Source organism: Shewanella avicenniae, from assembly GCF_017354945.1.
In the GTDB taxonomy this organism is placed as follows: domain Bacteria; phylum Pseudomonadota; class Gammaproteobacteria; order Enterobacterales; family Shewanellaceae; genus Shewanella; species Shewanella avicenniae.
Map to the genome: position 1 here is coordinate 710,481 of NZ_CP071503.1, position 20,327 is coordinate 730,807.

15 protein-coding genes are annotated in these 20,327 nt (G+C 50.1%); 7 read left to right on the plus strand and 8 right to left on the minus strand.

All coding sequences use genetic code 11. From position 1 onward, the window contains the following. The first annotated feature begins 59 nt into the window (after positions 1 to 59). From JYB87_RS03025 to JYB87_RS18780, 3 genes are all read left to right on the plus strand, one after another. Entirely contained in the window at positions 60 to 2,174 is a 2,115-nt protein-coding gene (locus JYB87_RS03025) for a winged helix-turn-helix domain-containing protein (RefSeq protein ID WP_207355442.1), read from the plus strand. A gap of 140 nt (positions 2,175 to 2,314) precedes the next feature. Next, positions 2,315 to 2,515, plus strand: coding sequence for a hypothetical protein (locus JYB87_RS03030; protein WP_207355443.1), 201 nt, complete (start codon positions 2,315 to 2,317; stop codon positions 2,513 to 2,515). 22 nt (positions 2,516 to 2,537) lie between these two features. Then, entirely contained in the window at positions 2,538 to 2,663 is a 126-nt protein-coding gene (locus JYB87_RS18780; protein ID WP_267459561.1) for a hypothetical protein, read from the plus strand. 60 nt (positions 2,664 to 2,723) lie between these two features. On the opposite strand, the gene JYB87_RS03035 is transcribed toward JYB87_RS18780, so the two are convergent. After that, on the minus strand, positions 2,724 to 3,014 hold the full coding sequence (locus tag JYB87_RS03035) for a hypothetical protein (protein WP_207355444.1): 291 nt from the start codon (positions 3,012 to 3,014) through the stop codon (positions 2,724 to 2,726). A 284-nt stretch (positions 3,015 to 3,298) separates the two neighbouring features. Between JYB87_RS03035 and JYB87_RS03040 the strand changes: the two genes are divergently transcribed. After that, positions 3,299 to 4,159 (plus strand): EamA family transporter, encoded by an 861-nt coding sequence (locus JYB87_RS03040; protein WP_207355445.1) that lies wholly within the window; start codon positions 3,299 to 3,301, stop codon positions 4,157 to 4,159. A gap of 108 nt (positions 4,160 to 4,267) precedes the next feature. On the opposite strand, the gene JYB87_RS03045 is transcribed toward JYB87_RS03040, so the two are convergent. Then, positions 4,268 to 6,181: a phytase gene (locus JYB87_RS03045; protein ID WP_207355446.1), complete on the minus strand. Its 1,914-nt coding sequence runs from the start codon at positions 6,179 to 6,181 to the stop codon at positions 4,268 to 4,270. A 2-nt stretch (positions 6,182 to 6,183) separates the two neighbouring features. Next, positions 6,184 to 8,952, minus strand: coding sequence for a TonB-dependent receptor (locus tag JYB87_RS03050; RefSeq protein ID WP_207355447.1), 2,769 nt, complete (start codon positions 8,950 to 8,952; stop codon positions 6,184 to 6,186). A gap of 360 nt (positions 8,953 to 9,312) precedes the next feature. Here JYB87_RS03050 and JYB87_RS03055 point away from each other — a divergent pair, with 360 nt between their 5' ends. The 3 genes from JYB87_RS03055 (at position 9,313) to JYB87_RS03065 (ending at position 13,334) form a co-directional block, all read left to right on the plus strand. Then, positions 9,313 to 10,242: a GGDEF domain-containing protein gene (locus JYB87_RS03055; RefSeq protein WP_207355448.1), complete on the plus strand. Its 930-nt coding sequence runs from the start codon at positions 9,313 to 9,315 to the stop codon at positions 10,240 to 10,242. 1 nt (position 10,243) lies between these two features. Beyond that, a complete protein-coding gene (locus JYB87_RS03060; RefSeq protein ID WP_207355449.1) occupies positions 10,244 to 11,260 on the plus strand; it encodes an AraC family transcriptional regulator in 1,017 nt (338 codons plus the stop codon). 169 nt (positions 11,261 to 11,429) lie between these two features. After that, positions 11,430 to 13,334 (plus strand): methyl-accepting chemotaxis protein, encoded by a 1,905-nt coding sequence (locus JYB87_RS03065; protein ID WP_207355450.1) that lies wholly within the window; start codon positions 11,430 to 11,432, stop codon positions 13,332 to 13,334. Positions 13,335 to 13,450: 116 nt separating this feature from the next. On the opposite strand, the gene JYB87_RS03070 is transcribed toward JYB87_RS03065, so the two are convergent. The 5 genes from JYB87_RS03070 to JYB87_RS03090 all read right to left on the minus strand — a co-directional run bounded on the left by JYB87_RS03070 (position 13,451) and on the right by JYB87_RS03090 (position 20,234). Further along, positions 13,451 to 14,017, minus strand: a complete 567-nt coding sequence (locus JYB87_RS03070) for a hypothetical protein (RefSeq protein WP_207355451.1) — start codon at positions 14,015 to 14,017, stop codon at positions 13,451 to 13,453. Positions 14,018 to 14,289: 272 nt separating this feature from the next. Further along, positions 14,290 to 14,505 (minus strand): hypothetical protein, encoded by a 216-nt coding sequence (locus JYB87_RS03075; protein ID WP_207355452.1) that lies wholly within the window; start codon positions 14,503 to 14,505, stop codon positions 14,290 to 14,292. Positions 14,506 to 14,719: 214 nt separating this feature from the next. Further along, positions 14,720 to 16,393: a hypothetical protein gene (locus tag JYB87_RS03080; protein WP_207355453.1), complete on the minus strand. Its 1,674-nt coding sequence runs from the start codon at positions 16,391 to 16,393 to the stop codon at positions 14,720 to 14,722. A gap of 8 nt (positions 16,394 to 16,401) precedes the next feature. Further along, entirely contained in the window at positions 16,402 to 18,795 is a 2,394-nt protein-coding gene (locus JYB87_RS03085; RefSeq protein ID WP_207355454.1) for a carboxypeptidase-like regulatory domain-containing protein, read from the minus strand. Continuing rightward, a complete protein-coding gene (locus JYB87_RS03090) occupies positions 18,792 to 20,234 on the minus strand; it encodes a glycerophosphodiester phosphodiesterase (RefSeq protein ID WP_207355455.1) in 1,443 nt (480 codons plus the stop codon). The genes JYB87_RS03085 and JYB87_RS03090 overlap by 4 nt, the downstream gene beginning before the upstream one ends. Positions 20,235 to 20,327 lie beyond the last annotated feature (93 nt).

Genomic DNA, 20,327 nt, shown 5'->3' on the forward strand with positions numbered 1-20,327 from the left:
TAGGGCGTTGGCGATTAGTATCGTAACCACTATTCAGGTTTGTTAAAAAGGCTTTACGTTTGCCGCCCAAATACCGACTCAATGAATGGGTATTAGACCCGCAAATGCTGACACTGACTCGAGCGGAGGAGCAGATCCGCCTCGAAAGTCGTGTGATGCAGGTGCTGTTGTGTCTGATCCGTCATGCAGAGCAGGTGGTGACTCGAGAGTTACTCATTGCTGAAGTTTGGAGCGGCGGGCTCGTGTCTGACAATGCTATTAACCGCATTATCGGGCTGTTGCGGCAATCATTGGGCGATAACGCTAAATCCCCCCAGTTTATCCGCACTGTGCCTAAAAAAGGCTATGTGTTGATAGCTGAGGTAGAAGTGCTTGGCATTGAGTCGGCAAATGATGTCAGTGAAGCATTTGCCACGACTACGCCTGATGCCAGTGGGGCTATGGTGACGGTTGACACCGCGCCCGTAGGGCAAAAAACACAAGTCGCCTCATCGCGGTTAATCTTTCTCAGCAGTATTCTGGTTATTTTGTTGATCCTCTGGTGGTGGCTGCCGCAATTGGGCTCGACTAACACTGGCATCACCCAAGATGACATTATGCAGATTAAGCCGCTGACCTTTAATGAAGGCCAAGAAGTTGACCCCGCATTATCGCCCGATGGGCGAAAGTTAGCGTTCGCTTACCGAGAGTTAGAGGCCGAACAATGGCAGCTAAAATTGCTGACCTTGGCCGATCAAAGTATCACTCAACTACCCTCAGCGATGGGTGTCAACATGCGTTATCCCGCTTGGAGTCGTGATGGCAACAAGTTGGCGTATCTGCGCTGGGGCGCCGATTCGGGTTGCCACATTATGGTGTATAACCTTGAGCAGCCAACGGCAGCACAAGCCGAGTTTACTTGTCATCAATCTACCCAATCGACCAGTATCGCTTGGGCTGAATCGGGCTTGGCGCTGTTTTATGTGGATGCCGATGGCGTAGAAGGTTACAAGCGTTTATTCCGATTGAGCTTGGTGGATGGCCGCAGAGAACAACTGAGTCAGCCGCACATTGCCGGGCGCGGGGATTACGCCATGGCGTTGTCACCAACCGGCAAGCAGATGGCGGTATTGCGCAGCATCGACTGGTTTGACACTCAGGTTTTGCTGTTTGATATCGACACTGGCGAGTGGCGTAACATCGTCCGCGTTGGCTACCCATTACGCTCTATCGCGTGGAATGCAGCCGGTGATGCAATGATTTACCGTGGCGAAGCGGGGCAGCTGTATCGCTTAAATTTAGCCAGTCATGTAATTCAGCGGATTACCAGCGTGGCATCTGAAATCAACTCTCCAGTGAGTAACGCCGCCGGGCAACTGACGGCGGTGGTCGGCGAGTTGTTTGAAGAGGAGCTTTGGTATTGGCCAGTGCCGCGCACTGCCGCCCCAAAACGTTGGATTTTCAGCAGCCGTCGCGACTATAAGCCGGCACTCAGCCATGATGGTAAACAATTGCTATTTGTTTCTAATCGTAGTGGCTTGCCACAAATCTGGTTGCGCCATGCCGATGGCCGCGAAACCCAGTTAACCCATCTCAGTTCATTTGCCCACCTTGATGAACTCAGTTTTGCGCCAGATGATCGCTTGGTCGCTGGGGCGCTCAATCGTAAAGCGTTTGTCCTCAATCCAGTGTCGGGTGATATGACGTTTCCGAGCGGAATGGACGATGTTCGCAATGTCGAATGGGGCCGCGATAGTCAGCATCTGTTGGCGGCGGTGGCGGTTGACGGCATTTGGCAGCTAAGACGGTTTGCTGTCGATAGCGGCGCCAGCGAATTGTTAATGTTAGAGGCGTTTGCGGGTAAGTATGCTGCAGACGGTGAAATCTATGTGACTCAACTGCATAAATCAGGAATTTGGCACCTGAGCCATGACGGTTTACGATTGGTTACTGAACAATATACCCCTCGATTCAGCTCGGCATGGAAAGTGGCGCAGGGGCGTATTTGGTGGGTAGAACAGCAAGAGCATAACAGCCAACTGGTGAGCATCGATCTTGCCGATGATACTCTCGCTCGCCAACCCATTGCCATGAAAAATGTCTCTAAACTATCCCTCTCCGTCGCTGAAACAGGCGATGTAATCCTGTCACTTTTGTCAAAATCTAACACCGACATTGTTCTTTTAACTCATTGATAGTTATTGGGTAATATTTTCGTCATCTTTTCATTATGGTCTGTTGTGGCGGATTAAGTCACTTTGTCGGTCCGGGGTTCGTAGTGGGTTTTCACCAGTACTTGAACTGACATGCTGAGAATGACCGATGGAGTGACACCATGAAAAAGTTAACGATGAAGTGGAAGCGAATCGTAGGTTTAGCGATGCTGCCAACCGTAATCGCTGTGCCGCTATTAAGTGCATCCGGCAGTAACTTTGCCAATAACAAAGGTGATGATGTGGTAAAGCCTGATTTGTGCGAACCCTATCCAGAGTGTGTCATCTACCAGCGCCCAGAATCAGATACTCACACAATGTAGTGAATGTGGTGGAGTAACGGCTATGTTGAATTACATCATTTATACGGCGGGTGCATTGAGTGCGATAGGCGTGGTCTATTACCTGTTTGTGAATATCATTTTGGCTTCAGAAGAATCCAGATTTATCGAAAATGGCAAGAAAGAATAACCCTTGACGCCCTTCCAATAAGAGCTGCACTACTGCCTATTAAGTAGTGCATTTTTTTATCTAAATAATCGATTTGCCCGATATCAGCATAAAGCAGAAGGTCCACACCACAAAGGCAAGCGTGCAGTGGATGAGGCCATAAAAAGCTTGATCGAGCCGTTTCATGCCCTCTGTAATAAACACTAAATGCAGATGCAGTAGCATGATGATTGGGAATAGAACTCCTAACACAAAAATCACCAGCCAGTTGCCATCCCCAATGAGCCAATGCCCGAGTAAGCTCCACATCACCATAAAAAAGGTCAGTACCGGTGGGGCAGCTAGGCGGTAATGCTCGGGATAGGGAAACATAGTTTGGGCCTCATCTTGGGATATCCGTGGATCACATAGGCGGCAACTGTCGTCAAGCGTCCTGCTTTGACAATAGCACAGCAGCCACGCTTGGTTAAGCAATCGCTGTTAAATCATTATCACGCCTTGGTTTATTGGCACAGAGGGCCGCGAGATTTTGTGGGCGAGCTCAGTCGGTTCACTCACATCATTCCCAATGATGTTAGCGTTTATTTGTTACACTGCAGCGAAGTTAATCAAGCTGCCGCATGGGTTGGCAGCGTTAGTGAGTAGGACGAATTGAGATGGCGTTGTTGTGGCTCATTACGCTGATTTGGGCGTTTTCATTTTCGCTGATAGGCGTTTACCTGCACGGGCAGGTGGATGATTACATTGCGGTGGCGTCGCGGATGGCGCTTGCGTTCATTATCTTCATCCCGTTTTTTCAAAAAGTTTCGCCTAAACAGGCGCTGGTGATGATGGCGACTGGCGCGATTGAAATAGCCGGTACTTATCTGTTTTTGTACCACAGCTACCAGTATTTGACGGTGCCGGAACTGTTGCTATTTACCATTTTCACGCCGCTGTATGTCAGCTTGTTTGCCGACCTATTTGCCAGACGCAAACCGTATCAGCTGTGGTTGCCGGCGTTACTTGCTGTGGCTGGTGCCGCCGTGATCCGCTGGGCCGAACTGAGCGAAGATTACTGGCTTGGCTTTGCCTATATTCAAGGCGCCAATGCTTGTTTTGCTTTCGGCCAAGTCTGGTATCGGCATCAATCACATACTAATAACTTGCCGCATCGCGCGCGTTTCTTTTGGTTTTTCGTCGGTGCGCTGCTGGTGAGTGGTTCGATGATGTTGGCTAAAGCGGATTGGAGTTTACTGCCGGATACTGCCAGTGAAATTACTGTGCTGTTGTGGTTGGGGATTGTTACCTCTGGGTTGGGCTATCTGGGGTGGAGCTATGGTTCAACCAAGGTTAATGCGCAGCAGTTAGCGGTGATGAACAACATGCTGATCCCTGCCGGTATTGCGGTGAACGTGCTGTTTTGGGGCGGGCAGGTGAGCGATTGGCCACGCCTGTTGGCCGGTTGCGTGTGTATGGTGGCTGCGTTGTGGGCAGCCAAAAGGGCGGCGCAGCCGTTGAATGAATCCGCAACGTAGCGGTAATGCCATTGGTAAACGATAGCGCTAATTTTTGTGTAAAAAAACAGCCGGAACTACTGATGAAATAGTCCGGCTGCGGCATCCATCGTGATGAACCTGCGATGGTTAGTTGCTTGAGTTGTTGATCTCAAGCGTCTTCAGTACGGTGTTCCAATCCACATACTTAAAGTTTTGCGCTTCATCTGGCAGGCGATTGCGGCCATCTTGCAATACCAGTAAGCCGTTCGGATATTGGCTGCCTACCGGTGTGCTGACCACATCAAGCCCGTCCGTTTCCGACACGCCATCGATGCCACTGAGTGCATCAAGACCCACACGGAAACTACCGCGATACTGATAAGGGGCAATGCCGTCAAATACCGCGTAGCTGTCGTTGCCTTGGCTGGAGACAATCAGTAATGGCTTATCACCACTGGTGATTTCCATCCCTTCAATGTCGGCGACCAATGCATCACCAATCTCTGCCACTTTGCTGAGTGTGGTGCTGGCATCTTGGTGAGCATCGGCGGTCCAAACCGCGACATCCTCTTCACCGACAAACAAGCGACCGCGCTCATCATCCACCGCGCAACCTTCGGGCTGGCTGGTCACGGTTAAGCGCCGCACTCTTTTCGACGTAAGTTCACCGTTGCTGGCGCTGATCAGGTACTGATCAATCCGGCCGGTTTTATCGTTGGCAAATACATAGAATTTGTCATCGATTTTACCCATGCACAGACCGTAGATAGGGTCGAGATCTGATGGCTGTTTACCAATGCGGAATACATCGCCATTTTGGTGAATACCATAAAACATCAGCGAGTTATCTTCACGTTTGCTGGCGGCGGCTAAGCCGATAGTTTCGCCGTTAAACGGGAAGCCATCACGTACATCCACGTTATTGAGTTTGCCATCGCCAAAGCGTGCGACTTGCTTGGCATTCAAATCATAAACGTACAAACCATCTTTTTTGTGGGTGCCCAAAATGCGCGATTGCTGCGGATTGACCGTGTTGACCCAAATAGCCGGATCATCCATGACATCGCCAGTGCGATCTGCTGCAGGTGTTTCGGCATTGGCGCTCACCATAGGTAGCGGCTTTTGCTGCTTTACTTGCGCAGTAGGCAGAGAAAACGCCGCTGCTGTTCCATCTTTGTAGCTCAGTAATACGTTGGTGCTGCCAGGGTGCGACACTGTGGCCGACAGGGTTTCTACCTCATGCGGTTGCAATGCGATAGATTGCGGCTTGGTTTTACGGTCAGCTTTTGCGGTTTGCAACGCGGTGACTGGCCAATAATTCAGGGTTGAACCTTGCTCATCAATGGCGAATAGGTTGCCCATGCTATCGGTGCGCAGTGCGCCAGGTTCGCTGGCGAGATCGCCCCAAGGTTTGAGCAGGTTGATGGGCGTGCGCTCAGCTACCGCTTCAATTCTTGCTGGGCTACGCCAGATGCCAACCCCTTCTTCCAAGGTGTACAGCCAGCCGCCGTTGTCATCCACCGCACAATCTTTAATGCCATGCGGTTGATTTAACGAGCGCACCAAAGTAGGTGCTGGCAACCATTGTTGATGCTGCGCCAGTAACCACTGTTGAGCACGACTTGCTCCGTCTTGCACAAATAAGCTCAGGGTATGGTTTTGTGCATCGTTAAATAAACACAGGCTGTCTGGCTGCAGCTGAGGTAAACGCCATTGCTGGCTGACGTTGAGCGCACTATCGCTAAAGCTGACCACCGTAATGCTGTTGGTCACTTCATCCAGTGTGGCGGCAACCCATTGCTGCTCGCCGAAGCGTTTGACACTCAATTGGTCAAACGCGCCATCCAGCTGTCGCTGACCTTGGGCATTACGCAGTGTCATCCCCTGTTGTTCACTCACGCTCAACAACAGGGTCGCATCCGAACTTTGCCAACTGGCGCTGGCCGCAGTCACCTGCGGTAGCACCTTTGGCTGCGTTTCCGCGGTGCTCACTTGCTCGCACCCGCTGAGTAGCAGGGTTGGGACTAAGCCACAACCGATATAAAACAGTGACTTATGCATGCTTAAAACCCGCTGATGTTGATGCCGATTTGGTAAGTTGGGCCGTAATCTTCAAATTGGGCATTACGGCGTTCATTACCTGTGTAGGTGTAATAAGGCTCATCGTTGATATTGAGCGCTTTGAAGTAGACCATAATGTCCTTGCTGACGAAGCCTTTAGCAATAAAGTCGATCTGCATATGATCTTGTTGGTAGATGTCATAGTTGGCGTCATCCAATTCACCCACTTCGGTCATGTAGTTTGATTTATACGCGGCAGACAAACGTAAGCTCAGGTATTCATTTTCATAACCCACGGCGATGTTACCTGTGGTATTGGATTGGCTTGGGAAGCGAATATCGCGGCTTTGTAATTCGCCATCATCCAACCAACTGATGCTGGCTTCTGAGTGGCTCAGGGTCAGGTTGGCGCTAAACAACAAGCCGTTCCAAGGCGATGGCAACATATCCAGTTTTTGGGCGAAGTTGAATTCTGCGCCATACAATTTTGAGCTGTCGCCGTTGATATAGGTGTTGGCTTCATCAAAGTCTTCATAGCCGTCACGACCGGCTAAGTCTGCTTCATAGATAAAGTTTTTGATGTTTTTATAGAACAGCGCTGCCGACAAAATACCGGATTCGCCCATGTAATACTCGGCGGCAATATCATAGTTGGATGACTCCAGCGGCTTCAGCTGTGGGTTACCAAAGCTGGCTTCTAACTCGCCTAATGAGCCTTCCAGTAGGTAGCCTGGTGACACTTGTTCAAAGGTAGGGCGTACCAATGAGTTGGTCCAGGCGGCGCGCAACACCAGATTGCTGTCAACGCCATAGCGGAATTGGATCGACGGCAACAGATTGTCGTAATCGTGGCTTACGTGGCGTTCACTGTAACTATCACTCAATTCGCTAAATTCCCAACCGGCACCGGTCAGCTCGGTTTTTTCATAGCGCAAACCCGCCACCATGCGCAGATCACCCCAGTCTGAGGTTGCCATCAGGTAAGCGGCGTTTACATCTTCATCGATGCGATAATCGTTGATGGTTGATTCCAGTTCATCGAGGTTATCGGCTGCGTCGAGTGTTCCCAGCATTTGCTGAATACTATTTGGTGAAATGCTTGGTCCAAAGGCGCCTAAGCCATAGTCCACCTCATCACCGGCATAGGCGCTCATCAACAACGCATCGTCAGCAAGACCTTGCTCATCCAAATCTTCATAGACCCAATGGGTTTCTTGGTTGGTCTTCTGACGACGACTGAATTTGCCGCCTGCCTTTAACTCAAGCACAGTGTCGTTGAGATACAGATTGCGACTGATATCGAGGCGACCATTGATGTTGCGGTCTTTAGCATCGGTTGATTCAACTTCGATCTCTTTCAGTTCATATTGCGCCGCATCGTAGAAATCTGCTGCGCCAGTAAGTACTGGTTTACGGTAGCTGCTGTAGCTGACGCCTTGGTCAAATTCACCTTCAAACGTCGCCCCTGAAATGCCGTGCGGGTTTTTCTCTTCCGCTTCACTCCAGCCAAACTGTGTCGATAGTTTCCAATCGTCGATGTGGGAATCACTGCCCAGCACGAATGATTTAATGGTTTGGGTTTCTTTGCGGTGTTTCAGCTCACGGCTGACTTCGGCGGTTTGGTCAGCCGCACCGAGGGCTAAGCCGTCGTCAAACTTAGTGGCGATGGCGTTACGAGACTCTTGGTCGCTAAAGCGGCTGTACAAGGTCCGCAGATAGAGGCTGTTATTGTCGTCGGGGCGCCAGTCAAAGTTCGCTGCCAACCCCAAACGTTCACGTTCGATTTGATAGTCGCGCAGCTGCACTTTTTCTAGCAGATCTTCGTCACCAATATCCCATTTACCGCCGGTTTCCACGTTGTCAGAGCCAAATTTGCGCACGGCGTTACTGGCGGCGAGTGCGATACCAAAATCGTCATCGGCACCGCCAATGGCATAGCGGTCACTGTAGGTAGCAGCCAGCTTATTGCCATATTCAGATTCATGTTCATCAAAGCTGCCTTCAGCGGTGAGCTTGGTAAAGCGGCCTTCTTTGTCAAAAGCAGACAAGCTCTTGATATCCACCGCGCCGCCCAGTGAATCGGCATCCATATCTGGGGTGAGGGTTTTGGTTACAGTGAGTGATTCCAACAGATCCGATGGGATCACATCCAAGGCCACGGCGCGAGTGCCTGATTCAGGCGCTGGCAACGTGCTGCCGTTGTAAGTCACGGCGTTAAGATCGGGGGATAAACCGCGTACCCGCACAAAACGGCCTTCGCCTTGGTCGCGTTCAATCGATAACCCTGCCATCCGTTGCAGCGATTCAGCGGCGTTAGAATCTGGAAATTCACCAATAGCATCGGCAGATGAGACCGTAATAAAGTTGTCGGCATTGCGCTGGGCGCTTAACGAGCGGCTAAGCGCACCACTTTGACCAATCACTGACACATGCTCAATATTGGCATCGGCCAGCGTGACGCTGGTTTGATAGACCTGTTCGGCACTCAGTTGGATCTGTTCAACCACACTGCTACTGGTGCCTGCTTGCAACTGATAGTCACCGGCGGCGAGGTTGCTAAAGGTAAATTCACCACTGGCATCGCTCAATTGAATACGGCTGGTGCCGGCCAATTTCACCGGTGCGCCTTGAATCGCAGCGCCGGTGCTATCAACGACTTGGCCTTTAATCTCAGCGGCGACAGCCGGCATTGCCAGTAACATGGCACAGGCTAATGCCAACGGTGTTTTGGCGGTGTTGAGTGGTTTAGCGCCAAAGGTGTTGCGGGTCATGATGATTCTCCGGTCAAAGTAATTCCCCCTAAACGCCGCTTACGCTAAGAACTAAATGTGTCAGTAACATTTCAGCCTTGCGCCAGAACGGCGCTACATCAGTAAAAAGGCGCCAAACATCGCGGAGCTAAGGTCAGATTGAGCTGATTTGACCCGCGGTTAAACTCAGCAAAATCGCGCGAATGCAGCCAAATAACGCAAGCTTGCAGGTTGGCCGGCAGCAGAATGGTTGATAGAAGGTGAAAACCCTGAGCTATTTTGACTAGGGGTCACATCAGCTCACTGATTTCATAAGTAAAAGTCAGGCGTTGAGGTTCGGCTGTCATCAATGTTTAACATTGCGTCAGTAGCCTCGCGAGCATGAAAACGAATATCTTTACTTGGCCTAAGCTACACCAAGGCAAACTGCTGCTAACACTATTAGCCGCTACGGGCTTAACGATTGCGGCCTCGTTTATTGGTGAGCTCAAAACGTGGCAACAACTTGATAGCTTTGACATTGTCGGCGAGTTTGCCGCGAGCCTCATGGCGCTGTTCTGGTTATGGTTGTTGATGATCAGTCGGCCACGCGGCAAGGTCACCAATTTGTTGTTGATTGGGACGAGTCTTTACTGGTTAACCACATGGTTAGATCTGCTGGACGAGTTTATCCGCTATCCCAACACCCGGATTTTTGCTTGGTTAGAGTCGTTGCCCGTGCCGATAGGGATGGTGCTGATCAGCATCGGATTGGTGCATTGGTTGGCAGAGCAGCAACATATCAATCGCCAATTAGCGCAGCGTGAGCATTTTCAGCGTGAACATAGCCTGATCGATGCGGTGACTCAGCTGTACAATGCCCGCTACTTTATGCTGCAGTTAACCCGCGAACTGGAACTGCACCAACTCCAACAAAAGCCATTGTCTGTCGCCATTGTTGATATCGACCATTTTGCCGACTTTAATCGCCAATATGGCATGTTAGCGGGTGACAACTGCTTACGAAATCTGGCGGGCATGATTGAATTAGGCTTACGTCAGCAAGATTTAGCCTGCCGTTTGGCCAACGATCGCTTTGTGATGTTGCTGCCTGACACCGATACCGATGCCGCACAAAACATTGTCGCTAGGTTGCTCAAGCAAGAACTGCTCAAGCAAGAGCAACTCAGCACCTCGGCAGAGGTCTCAGTCACCACCGCTGTGCTTGAATGGGACGAGCAAGAAACCGCTGCGGATTTAATGGCGCGGTTGTCGTTGCATTTAGATTGGCACAAACGTTGTCGTTACGCCGCTGATCAAGGAGTGGCTTAGCATGACATTCAGCGCCGGCTTTGGCAGTAACGATGCGGTATTACCGATAGGTTTAGTCAGTGGGCTGGTGGAACTTGCACAGCAGCAACAGCTTGATATTGATAAATTATTGCGTGGCTCACGGCTGTTTTATCAAGACTTGGCCGATCCGCAGCGCAAAATCACCCCAGCACAGTGGTTACTCATTATCGAACGCTTGAGCAAACTACATGCTGAACCCGATGCCTTGGCGTTGCTGTATGGCCAGCAACAAGCGCTGAATCACCACTCGTTAGTGACGTCACTGTGGTCAAGCGCTGCCCATTTAGCGCAAGCACTCAGATTGATGCAAAAGTTGTTACCTCTGCTGCAACCGTTAGTGATGCTGCGAGTGCGGCAACGACAGGATGAACTTGTGCTGCAACTGCAGCCTTCGTTTGGACTCGGCGCACAACAACGTTTTATTTTTAGCGCCATGTTGTCTGCGATACGTACCTTACTGCGGCAACAGTTGGGCGCAGATCTGCAATTGCAGATCGATTTACCTTGGGCTGCGGCGGAATGGCAACCGCATTTTCATGCTGCATTAGGCTCTCAACTTCTTTTTGACACGCCATGCTGCGCTATCTATCTCAAACGTGAATGTCTGTTTATGCCGTTTGTTGAAGCCGCGCCGTTGCGGCGGCAGCAACTGCTGACATCGGCACAGTTGGCGCTGGCGGATCGCCCCATCCGCGAGAGTTTACAATCGCAACTACGGCGCTTGGTCAGACGTCAGCTAAATAGTGGTATTGCCCTCGAACGTGCCGCGGCCTACCTGCAATGCAGCCCCGCTACTTTAAAACGCCGCTTGAAACAGGATGGCGTTAGCTTTCAGCAGCTGTTGGATGAAGTACGTCGTGATGAGGTACTGTTACGACTCTACATCTACGGTTACAGCAATCGCCAATTGGCGGAATGCCTCAATATTAATGACATGCATAACTTCAGACGGCTATTCAAACGCTGGACCGGAATGGTGCCAAATAGCTTTCGCTAGGCGTAACAGTTAGGGCCAACGTGCTGTTTGTTTTATCCGCGGCTAATTTTGCCATCGCTAATTAACATCATATGTATGAGTGAATCGTTACATTTGGTTAGCTACCTCAAAGTATTGTAAATGGCATTCGGTATAATCGCGCGTATCTATCAGAGTGGAGATGTTGTTGATGAGAGCACTGATGAAATGGTTTGACGATATATCGGTGACGTACAAGTTAAATATCGGCTTCGGTATTGTGTTGTTCCTAATGGTGGTAGTCGCATATGTGGGTTATCAGACCAATGTGTCGCTCAATCACAGCGGCGATCGTTTAAAGGCTTTCGATGGCCTAGATAAGAGCTTGCTGCAAGCCAAGCTACATCGCATTGAGTTTATGGCCAATGGTGATAAATCATTGGTGAGCAAAATTCAGCAAATCAGTGCGGATGCTCGATCATTACTGAGCGCGCAAAAAGCAGAATTCAGCGAAGCTGCCGATAAGCAGCGCATTGACCAAGCGATAGGTTTACTTGGGACATACGACGATGCGATTCAGAGCTTCGCCAAGCTATTAGATGAGCGTAGCGTATTGATGAGCAAAGGGCCTGAAGTCGGGCGCAAGTTAGTGGGCACATTTGCCACCTTAGTTGACCAGATGACCGCCAAAGCGCAAGAGACACAAGATCATAACGTTTTGCAGCACGCGACCTCCATCAGTCAGCAGATGACCATGTTGCGTTACTACATGCGTGGTTATGTGTATGACGGTACCAGCGCCAACTACAGCACCATCAAAAATGCCATCAAAGCGTTACTGGATGACATCACTGGTCTGCAGGGCTTTGAAACTCAGGCAGCCATCGAGATTCTCAACCGTTACGATGTTGAGTTGGACGCGTTGCTGGTGGTTAATCAACAAACGGATAACGCATCTACACAGTTGGGCAAGGCTGCTAAACAACTGATGGACAATATCAATACCCTAGTTAATCACTTGTCTGTTGAGCGCGAACAAGGCAAAGTCGCTAAACAGGAGCTGATGATTGCCATTATTATTCTCTCTGGTGTTATCGGTGTGGGGTGTGCGCTGTTCATCGGTCGACAAATTACTGCGCCGTTGAAACTGACGGTAACCGTGGCAAAAGCGATTGCTAAAGGGGATTTGACCCAAAGTGTCGACTCAAAACGTGGCGATGAATTGGGTGACTTGCTGCGGGCTATCGGTGAAATGAGCCGCACCTTGAAGCAAGTACTGGGGCAGATTGAAACCTCTGTTGAGCAAGTGACCAGCGCCGCGGCGCAACTGTCTGCTGCGACAGAGCAAAACAGCATTGGTATGCAAGAGCAGCGTAGCCAAACCGATCAGGTCGCCACCGCGGTGAATGAAATGACCGCATCAGTGCAGGATGTGGCTGACAACGCGGAGCAGGCATCACACTCTGCCAGTATGGCGGATGAAAAAACTGCCGCTGGTGAAGATATGGTGGCTAAAGCCATTCGCCAAATTGAGCTGCTAGCGAACGGCCTCGACCAAACCTCATTGGCGATGGATAAATTGCGCACTGACACTGAGCAGATTGATGCGGTGTTGGATGTGATTAAGTCAGTATCTGAGCAAACCAACTTGCTGGCACTGAACGCGGCCATTGAAGCGGCGCGTGCCGGTGAAGCCGGGCGTGGTTTTGCGGTAGTGGCGGATGAAGTACGTAGCCTTGCCAGCCGCACGCAAAACTCAGCCGGTGAAATCGAAAAACTGATTATTAACCTGCAAAGCGGTAGTCAGGAATCGATGGCGCGCATGAAGCAAAGCATGAGTCAATGCAGCGATGCGGTATCAATGTCGCGCAACGCCGGTGAAATGCTGAAAGAGATCACCCGCGCGGTATCGACCATTCAAGACATGAACCACCAAATTGCAGCGGCGTCTGAAGAGCAATCGGCCGTGGCGGAAGAAATTAACCGCAGTGTGATTCGTGTACGTGACATTGCTGAAGAGTCAGCTACAGCGTCAAATGATATTGCTCAGTCGGCAGAAAACTTGGCCGGTCTGGGTGGTCAACTGAAAGGCTTAGTGGGGCGTTTCTCGCTGTAAAGCCTTGTGCCACTTTTTGCCGGACTCCACTCAGGCAAGGCGCAATTAGAAAGGGAACTCATTGAGTTCCCTTTCTTTTTTTAACCAAGCGATGACCTAGTTAATAAAGCGACAACCTAGTTGTTAAGCAGTAAATCAACCAAGGACACAATCAAAAAGGTCTCTGGGTCGTATACCACGCCGTACCCTTGGTAGTAGCCGACATTACATCCGCGTGGCACATCGGTTAAGCGGCGAACTAAAGTGTCTGGCGCGGCGGTGATGTACTGGCGATATCTATCAGGAATCATCTCGCCTTGGGAGAATTTGGGGCGTTTATGACGATCGACTCTCGGCAAAATGCGCTGATAATGGCTCTGCAACACGTGCTTGTTATGGCTACTGAGTGCATAGGCGGCATTAGAGTGTGGATTGGCACGTTCAAGCGCCATCGGTTGATGGGCGCCTTTATCTTTGAACTTGTTTTTATCTTGCTGTTTTATTTTATCTTTCTGCTTATCTTTTTGTTTGTCTTTACCTTTTTGACCATGTTCATCTTGGCCATATTGCGGGTTGTGCTGCGGGTTTCCTTTCTCAGCATACTTGCCTTGATGCTGCTCTGGTTGCGGCGCGGCCCATGCTGGGGCTTTAGACAGCATTAACGTGGCGGCAATGCTGCTAATGATCAACAGTGATTTTTTCATAAGGCTATCCTTTCGCGTTATCCGTTTGCTTGGCAATACTGCTGACGGCGAAAAACCGTCGACGCGGCACAATATTCAAAGGTTATGCTCTTTTAGCATAGTTAAATCTGAACTCACTAGCAGCCACTGCTTGAGGCTCGAAGATAAGCGCATAGGCTAAGAGTGTTGTGGTCATTGTGACGGGCTGAAGCTGAAGGGAAGCTGAAGGCGTGGCGATAAGTTGATGACGCTGGCAGCCGTTGTGGTGAGCAACCGCTGCCAGCGAATACGGCTTAAAGATTGTCGAATTTGCTTTTTAGGTCGTAACTGTCGTCGGTCACAATACGTTCAACCGTTACCAGACGCTGCTTGAGTTCGCCGAGCTCTTCACGCAATTGCTTGATCTCAGCTTCGGCGGCAATGGCGCCTTTATGTTCTAGATAGGTATTCGCAATTTTGTACACAATACCACAGACGATCGCGACAACTGCCACTTCAAACGGACCCATGAGACTCTCTCCCTGACAAATAACAAAACTAAAAATCGTGTTGGTTTGTTACTGACATAGCAAGTGTAATGCCAGATTTAATTTAATTAAAAATCAGTAACTTGTTTTTAACTGAAATGATTTGATTCGTTATTCTGACCTAAAAGTTGGCAAATTTGCCACGCATTTACATTGCTTGAGCCAGTACAAAGAACATACTGGCTCAATTTTGTGGCTACTGCCAACTTTGGATCTTGGTTTGAATGTCACCCAAGTTTTTGCGTACCTCAGAGATTCGCTCACGCATCCGCCCCAACAGCTGTTGTTGACGCTTACGATTGCCACGACTGTAGAGATAGCCATGCAGCATCAGATAGATGTTAAACACTCCAAAAATCAGTAAAGGTAAGTATTTGATAAACCACTGCTGTTGATACAAAGGGGCAGTAAAGCTGTTGTAGGTCAGATCCAGCAGTGGAAAAAACGGGGTGCGCACATCACTGTAGGTCCAGGCGCCGAAGAAAATCGCCATCACCCACCACAAGCCTTGTCCGGTGAGGCCACCAAAACCTTCAAAGGTGCGCGGAGAATATTCGCGTTTCTTAGTGATGTTGTAGCCAAACTCACGATTGTATTGCGAAGTGCCACCAATATTGACGTCGCTGTAGCAGAAGTACACCCAATCGCCGACATCCAGATCGCCGAGGATCTCTTCGCTGAACTGCCAAGTAATTTTGCTGCCGTCTTCACTGAGCATGGCCACTTCACCACTGATGCCAGTATCGCGGTTGCGATCGGTGCGGGTGCTGGTGTGCGAGGTACTGTGGCTGTAACGGCTACCATAGTAGTGATCTGTGGTAGTGGTCGTGGAGGTTGTTACCGATACATCGGAAACGTCAGATTCCACAGCTTTACCGAGCACCTTGGCCATAAACCCTTTAATTTCGACTGTGCCATGCTGATTGGCACTCATCACATTCTTATGGGTGTAAGACGCTGCATATTCCAATCCGTATTGGCGCATTAATGCGGTTTCTTGCTCGACAATACTGCTGAGATTTTGCCGTTGCGATTGTTGATCGGCACCGCAGCTGACACAGTAATTAAAGGCCTGTGGAATACGGCATTTACAGCTAAAACAGATCACATCGCTGGACTGATTCGGCCGTTGTTGCAAGTGATAGCCCAAATCTTCACGGCTGATACTCAATAGCTGCTGCATGCATTGCTTCAGTACCGCAAAGCGATGTTGACCAGCTTCATACTTGGTCAGATTGCGCTTTCGTTCAATCAGATAACAAATAAGCGCCGCGATTGCGCCAGCGCCAATGGCATACTCCACTGGCGCGAGATTCAGCCAAAAATACGCTATCGAGCTGATGGTAATCCACAACCAAAACCAGAGCGAGGCGGTTTTACGCGCCGGTGGATCTAACTCGCGACCACGGATGGAGCGTTGCTGTGTGGGCAGGTGGTTGAGCACGCACAGCGCAGTATTGTTGTGTTTGACCACCTTGCGGGCATCACTGTCGGCAATGCGGTAATTGAGGCTGAAGCTGGTGGGATACAGTAGGGTTAGCACATCGCCTTTCTGGATCGAATTGAAAAATTCATCTTCCGCTTCAATCGAGGTGGTTTCGATATTGCCTTGTTCATCTTGCAGTTCTAACCACCAATAGCCGTAGATCAAGTTATTGTTATTGTTTACGAACTTGCGTTTGTAATAGAAGGTCGACACCACTTTGCCGCTCACCACGCGCGCGTCAGGATAAACACTACGCAGTTGCTGCATGGTCTCGGTGGACACCTGCTCAATGCCTTTTACTTTGAGTGAATCACTGGCAACGCTGTCGCCACAATGGCCACAAAACTTGTCGTTGCTGAAAATGGGTTGGTTGCAATGCTGCATGCTGGTCCTCAGCCCAATGGCGTTAAATTAATGGATAACTGCTGGTCGCCTGCTCGCACTGTGTGCCAGCGGCGGTAAGTTTCGTAGCCGGGTGCCGATATTTGGATATCGTAATTTCCGGGTGTTAGGTGCATGCCTTGGCTAAAACGCGGGCCAATATTCATGATGCGAATGGTGGGGTTGTCCACGTTCGCTTGAATCGTCAGGTTGGCTTGTTGCTTCATAAGTTGCTCAGCAGCGCGGCGCACGTCGCTGTCTTCCAGCAACTGGCGGGTGATATCCAGCTCGGCCAGCCGGTGCGCTACTGGCGCAAAGTTGCGATAGATATGGCTGTGCTGCTCAAACGCTAACCCGAGCGGATGTAGCAGTGGCTGCACATGCAAGGTCCAGCGCAGTGCATAGGCCATGACCGAATTACCTGATTGCTCAACCTTGCCGAGGAAGTAGTTCACTGGGCTGTCGGTTTGCTCGGTGTAGCGGTTATGTACCAACAGTGGCGGCAGGCTAATCAACAGCAGCAGTGGCAGGAATTTGAGTAACATCAATCCGCTGCGTTTGCCGCGGCTGGTGGTTTGAGCGCCTGCGTTTGCCGCATCAGCACCGTTGGCGTTATTGGCACTATTGGCCTCATTGGCAGATTCGGGCTGTTTTTTCGGCTCAGCGCTAAACAGTTGGCCTATTTTCAGTGGCAGTTTGATGATAGTCATACACAGCAAAAACAGGCTTAGCGACATTGAGATAGGCGGAATGATCACTGAACGCAGCGCTTGTTTACCGTGTTCCGCATATTTACCGCCATCGGCAAACTCGCGCTCAGCATCTTTTAACATCGCCAAATATTGTTGGGTGCGCTTTTCAATATTGGGTTCAAGCACATAGCGCTTAAAGTTGGCTTGGTTCCAATCGGCTTGAATATTGTCGACATAGAGATCGCCCATACGCTGGGCGATTTTAGCTTGCACTGCACTATGCAGTTGGAACTGTTGCCAGTTGAGGTTGATCGGCAGTGCTAAGCCGCGTTTTGCCATGGCGGATTGCCATTGTTTATCTGCATCTTGCTGCACTTTACTGGCCACGGCGCGATAAAAGCTCGGCCGATCGGCTATCTGCCAGTTGTTAGCCAGTTGCAGCCCTTTGCCACTCAGTTTTTGTCTCAGCAGCTGCTGAGTGTGCTCATGAATACGAAAATCAGTCAGCTCACTAATGCCAAACGGATAACCGGTTTGCTGTTCAAATTGCTGCTGAAACGCGGGCAAACTGAGGAACTTGTTACGATAAAACTCAGGGCTGTTAGTGTATTTGTAACGCTTGTCTTTAAAGCCGCCATCACCGCCGGTGGCCGCGCTTAACGCCTGCATGCCGGTGTAAAGTCCGCCAGTAAGTACGCCGCCCACGATCGAGGTGAGGATGTTTTCTGAGGTGCTAACATCTTCCACAATCAACCAATAGTCAGGCTCAATGTAGCCAAAGCCGGCTTTAGAAACTTCGGTTTTGTAGCGCGCATCAAGGCGGGTGATGCATTGCTCACGGCGTTCACGCTCAGAGGATTTATCGTAGCGTTCTCGGCACTTGGCGACTGCTTCAAAGTAGTCATAAATCTTCGGCCCATACTTTTGCGCGCGCCCCTCGGCCTTGGCAATCTGCGCTTTTTGCGCTTGCTGATACTGAGCCCAGCCGCTGTTAATCTCTTGTTCGACTTGCTGCCAGTAATCCTGCTCGCGTTTGGGAATATCCGCTAACGCTTGGTTGTAACGGTTGGAGCCTTCCGCATATTGCTGGTAATGGCCAGAAAGCTCTTGGTACAGCTGGCCATAGTCGGCATAGCTTTGGTCAAACTGATCATAAGCGCGCTTTTGTACAAAGTTGGCGATGATTTTTTCTTTGTAGCGCTCAAGGTTATCGGCCAAGTTGTGGTCGGCGTAGGTCATGCCGCCAAACAGCGCCAAAAAGGTCAGATTCTCTGACGATTTCATCTCCTTCGGGTCATAACTCAGGCCGGTGATTTCCACCGCATTGGCCGCCAACGCATCACGCAGCGCTGCACTCAAGGTGGCAAATTGGCGTTGTTCAGCTGTTGATGGCCGAACTAATAGCTTTTCAATCAGATACTTTTGCCCAAAGAATACTGTCGGCCAGGTGATCAGTGTGAGTAAGGTGAGGGTGGCAATACCGCGCAGTGCTGTGCGATAAAACAGCGCAGGTAGCAAGTCGGCTAACAGTAGGGTGACACCAATACCAGAGACTGTGCGGCCATAGATTTCTAAGTGTTCCAGTTGCTCTGGCTTGGGCGTGCCCAAGCCAACCAGCGACACTAATTGGGCGTTAAAAATTGCTTCCGGCACTAAATAGGCGGCGCTGAGGAGCACAAACAGGATGCGCCAATAACGGGGTTTCATTTTCATGGGGTCGTATTGTGGTTAGAAGAATCACTGGAAGATTTGCCACGCAGCTCAATTTGAATCGCTTCGGCAGGGGTGAGATCCACCTCGGTGCCGTGCTCGCGCGCGCCCGCTTTGGTATCTAAAAATACCGGCACATATTGGGTTTGTCCCGGCACATCCACCGGGCCTTTTTCAGGCTGGCCAAATGATTTCAAACTGCCATCAATTGCCGGATACAGATGTTGCGCAAAGTAAGTGTTCAGCTCATTAATGCGGCTTAAATCCAAATCTTGCGGCAACACAGCTATCTGTTTGGTCAGTGGTGTGGTGCCGCTGTAAGCACGCATCGGCGGTAGCGCATAGCGGCTGCAAAAGCCGTATTGGGTGTCATCGATGATGGCGAAATCTGGGCGAGCGTTGGCGGTCAGTTTAGCCAGTAAGTCAGCGTGATAAGCGTGGCTGTTCACCGTGTAAGTGGCAACAGGCATATTTTGGCTGCCTACCAGTCGCTTAATCTGTGTCGCAGTTGGCGCGTATTGGCGAATATCCATCACTAGGCCGAAGTTGCGCTTCAGCGAGCGTTTGAGCTGCTCTAATCCGCGGCGATTATCGTAACGTTTTTCGCGATAGTGGCGACTGCCAAAACCTTCGTAATCGGCCAACTCCTCTTTATTGCGCTCATAAATCGGGTCATTGGCGGCGCCGCGTTTCAGATCGGCAGAGACTTTCTTTAACGAGGCCAGTGCTGGACTTTGAATAAAAAACAGCTGTACTTCATCATTGATTTTTCGTACACGTTCTAGGCTGCTGAGCGACAAGCTGGAATAAAAGTAGTTACCGGCACCGAGGGTTTTAAACGCGAGATAATCGAGCATCTCAATAGCGTTATTGCCCGCACTGCCTTTAATTTCAATATTAAGCTGTTGGCCACGATGGGCGCTGGCGCGAAATACTTTTGCCAGCTCCACAAAAGTTGGCGGTACCGTTCCGACCAATTCACCGCTATTCAGGTCGCGCTCGCGCAGGTATCCCCACTCTTTTTTAAAATTAATGCTGGCGATTTTGCGGCGCTTGTTATCCACCGTGCCATCGGCGCGGCCAGTGTAAGCATCGTGATGCACCACCCACACATCATCGCCCGTCAGTCGCACATCAATTTCGACAATCGGAAATTGGTTATCCAGTGCATCAATCACCGCATTGGTGGAGTTCTCGTTATAGCGCACTGAGCCGCGATGGGCTTGTAGCGTCATCGCGCCGCACTGATGCGAGCTGAGATAGTTGATGTTACCTAAAGGGCTGCGCTGAAACCCGCGCGCGGCAAATGCTTGCTGCAATGCGGTCATTTCAGAATCAACTTTTAATGCTTCTGTAGGCTTTTGGGTGGATTGGCAGCCAGAGGTTAAAAATCCAGCAATAATGAGTACTAAAGATGCGTTAATAAAAGATGTTAATTGCACGGCGTAATAAATTTTTTATCGTTATCTTATTGATTAATTTCGATGTTATGTAGATGTTATTTAACAATCAATGTTTTTTGGTCGGTATTTACG